The organism is Microcoleus sp. BM001215392 (genome assembly GCF_036700185.1).
GTDB lineage: Bacteria > Cyanobacteriota > Cyanobacteriia > Cyanobacteriales > Microcoleaceae > Microcoleus.
This window is the reverse complement of sequence record NZ_JAUBOJ010000371.1, coordinates 1-2,953: the sequence shown is the minus strand read 5'-3', so window position 1 is coordinate 2,953 and position 2,953 is coordinate 1. Positions and strand designations below refer to the sequence as shown.

The 2,953-nt window shown below is 47.7% G+C and carries 5 protein-coding genes; 4 read left to right on the top strand and 1 reads right to left on the bottom strand.

Translation table 11 applies throughout. The features are described from left to right. From QT974_RS28065 to QT974_RS28050, 4 genes are all read left to right on the top strand, one after another. Positions 1-898 (top strand): calcium-binding protein (locus QT974_RS28065; protein WP_333471675.1); only part of this gene is annotated, 898 nt, incomplete at its 5' end. A 396-nt stretch (positions 899-1,294) separates the two neighbouring features. Beyond that, a complete protein-coding gene (locus QT974_RS28060) occupies positions 1,295-1,504 on the top strand; it encodes a DUF2997 domain-containing protein (RefSeq protein ID WP_194071124.1) in 210 nt (69 codons plus the stop codon). A 40-nt stretch (positions 1,505-1,544) separates the two neighbouring features. After that, on the top strand, positions 1,545-1,931 hold the full coding sequence (locus tag QT974_RS28055) for a DUF1257 domain-containing protein (RefSeq protein WP_193974477.1): 387 nt from the start codon (positions 1,545-1,547) through the stop codon (positions 1,929-1,931). A 79-nt stretch (positions 1,932-2,010) separates the two neighbouring features. Continuing rightward, positions 2,011-2,478, top strand: coding sequence for a ferredoxin (locus tag QT974_RS28050; protein ID WP_333471674.1), 468 nt, complete (start codon positions 2,011-2,013; stop codon positions 2,476-2,478). Positions 2,479-2,554: 76 nt separating this feature from the next. Here the strand turns inward: QT974_RS28050 and QT974_RS28045 are convergent, their stop codons facing one another. Next, positions 2,555-2,836 carry a YiaA/YiaB family inner membrane protein gene (locus tag QT974_RS28045; protein ID WP_332949608.1) on the bottom strand — a complete coding sequence of 94 codons (282 nt, stop codon included), beginning with the start codon at positions 2,834-2,836 and terminating at the stop codon, positions 2,555-2,557. Between the last annotated feature and the right edge of the window lie 117 nt (positions 2,837-2,953).

Sequence of the window (2,953 nt, the reverse complement as noted above, 5' to 3'; positions counted from 1 at the left end):
TCCGACACAACCGCCGACGCCTCCGACACAACCGCCGACGCCTCCGACACAACCGTCTGAACCGACGCCTCCGACACAACCGCCGACGCCTCCAACACAACCGCCGACGCAACCAACTCAGAGGCTTGTGGTGACGCAACCAACACCAACTCCGCCAACGCCAACACCGACGCCTTCGACAACGGAATCATGTCCGACTCTGGTATCTATACCGATGCCTGTACTGGAACCTGGGCCGATTCTGACTCAAGAAAATTCAGGGGATGATTTGCTGTTTGGTACTAGCGGTGGGGATAGTATCAATGGTGGTCAAGGCAATGACACGATGTTTGGTTTGGATGGTTCTGATAGTTTGTTTGGAGGCGATGGGAGCGATCGAATTTTTGGCAATCCCGGCAGCGATACTATCGATGGGGCTGCTGGCGATGATGTTGTGTTTGGCGGCAAAGATAACGATTTGGTTGCCGGCGGTGATGGGAACGATCGACTCCGGGGCGATCTAGGTAATGATACTGTCATCGGTAACAATGGGGATGATTTGCTGTTCGGTGGCAAAGGATCGGATTTGCTATTTGGCGCCGAAGGTAACGATACGCTAAGTGGCGATTTGGCTCAAGATACCTTGATTGGCGGGCCGGGGAATGATTTGTTTTTGCTGGGACTTGAAGACGCAGCGAGTGATGTGGCTGCTGCTGATTCGATCGCCGATTTCCAAGTTGGGGTAGATTCGATCGGGCTTTCTGGAGGTTTGACCTTTGCTAGCTTGCGGCTGGAGGCTGTCGGTTGCAACACCGCGATCCGAGTTGCTGATTCCGGTCAAGTTTTGGCTGTGGTTAATTCGATTCAGCCCGATCAACTTCTCTTAAGTTTTGTAACTGCTAATATCACTTTGATTTAGAGGTTTGGCTGGCGGGCGATCGTACTTGGTTTTAGCCGATCTCTTGCATCATTCTCGATTAACAGGCTTTTTGCCCTGTTCCACAAAACATCAAAACTCTTATGGGGAGGGCATTTCGCCCGCCCTTATTTTTTTTATTGGCAGTGGTGTCCTGACTATTTATTTATGACTTGACTGATGTCACAATGTACGCGAAACTTTACATAACACTGATGTAATGCTCCTACCTATTAATAACTTCTGTTAAGTTGTGACTCAAAACCTATCAATTAGTCAAAATTGATATAGTGCTTTGTCAGTCAGCCAACTCTCAAGAAGCGACCTCAGAAGGCATCGTCCCTAGCGAGGCCGGTGTTGGTGTCTGATTTCACTATTCCTATTCAGTCAGCCCGGATTATGGAAACACTAGAATTTGTCATTTATCCAGATGGCCGCGTACAGGAAACAGTTACCGGCATTGTCGGTGCTTCCTGCGCTGAGGTAACGGCTGCAATTGAAGCCCAGCTCGGTGTGGTGCTTCATCAAGAGTCAACATCTGAATATTTCGCGCAAGTGCTGCATCAGTCAGCCGAAGCGACGGCCCAAGTGGCTTTTAGCGATTGGTAATCTTTTTTGTTCAGTTCACTTAAATTTTTTTGGAACCACCATGTCACACTTTAGCCAAATTAAGACCCAGATCCGCAATTTGAATTCTTTGGAAGCTGCTTTAACTGATTTGGGTATCGACTGGAAGTCCGGCCCGACTGAGGTGCGCGGCTATCGCGGCCTCACCAGCACTGCTGAGGTGGTGATTGAGCAAGAAAACGGCTATGACTTAGGTTTTAGCTGGAACGGGACTGAGTATGAATTGGTGGCTGATTTGCAATTTTGGCAGCAAGCTTGGTCTGTCGATCGTTTTCTGAATAAGGTGACTCAGCGCTATGCTTACCATACTGTGGTGAATGAAAGCGCTAAGCAGGGTTTCCAAGTTTCTGAGCAAAAGCAAAATCAAGACGGTTCGATCCGCTTGGTGGTTCAGCGCTGGTGCGCTTAAGGGTTGTTCGAGATTTTTACAATCTTGTTTCATCTAAAGTCCGCCCAGGCGGACTTATTTATTATTGTGAGGGATCTAAATGTCTGAGCTTTCTGGACTCGGAATAGATACAGCTATCGATCGCACTGGTTTAGAACCGGAGTTAGGCGGATTTTTGCGGGATGCGCCCGATCGCACTGGTTTAGAACCGGAGTTGGGCGGCGTCTTGCGCCAAAAAGGCGTCTATGTTGACGAGATTACCTGCATCGGCTGCAAGCACTGCGCCCATGTTGCTCGCAATACTTTCTACATTGAGCCGGATTACGGGCGATCGCGCGTAGTCCGACAAGACGGTGATTCCGAAGAGTTGATTGCTGAGGCGATCGACACTTGTCCGGTAAATTGCATTCACTGGGTTGACTACACCGAACTCAAGAACCTCGAAGAAGAGCGCAAGGATCAGGTAATTCCTGTAGTTGGTTTTCCGGTGGATATGGCTACAGTTCAGGCGGGTATTCGCCAGCGCCAAAAGGCTAAGGGCGATCGTAAGTTCAAAAACAGTCATTAAAATCCGCAGGTTTTCACCTCTAGCTCAACAAAAACAGCCCGCCCGGGCTGTTTTTATATACATTGTATAATTAAATTTATTTGAGAGGATGATGTTCGGCGAGAATTTTTTCAACTCTGGCTTCGTCGATTCTGGCAGTTAACGTTGTGGCCTCGTTGTTATCGCGAATGGTTTTTGCTAAAGTAAAAGAGGATCCGACCGAAAAAGTTAGACCCATGCCCATAAAAGCTTTTTGCCAAGGATCGACCTGTAAATAAATCACACCGACAGTAGTTGCGGAAATGGCAACAATAAAAGAAACCCAGCACTGAAGAATCCAAGCATTAGTATCTTTTTGACGTATGATTTGTTTCTGCATAGTCTCTCTAAGTCCAATATATCTTTTGGTTGATTAACTTATACAATAGGAAGTGCGATCGGAGGATTCAGGAAGACTAGGGACAGTTTTTAGAAGTGAACAGGGCGATCGGGCTTT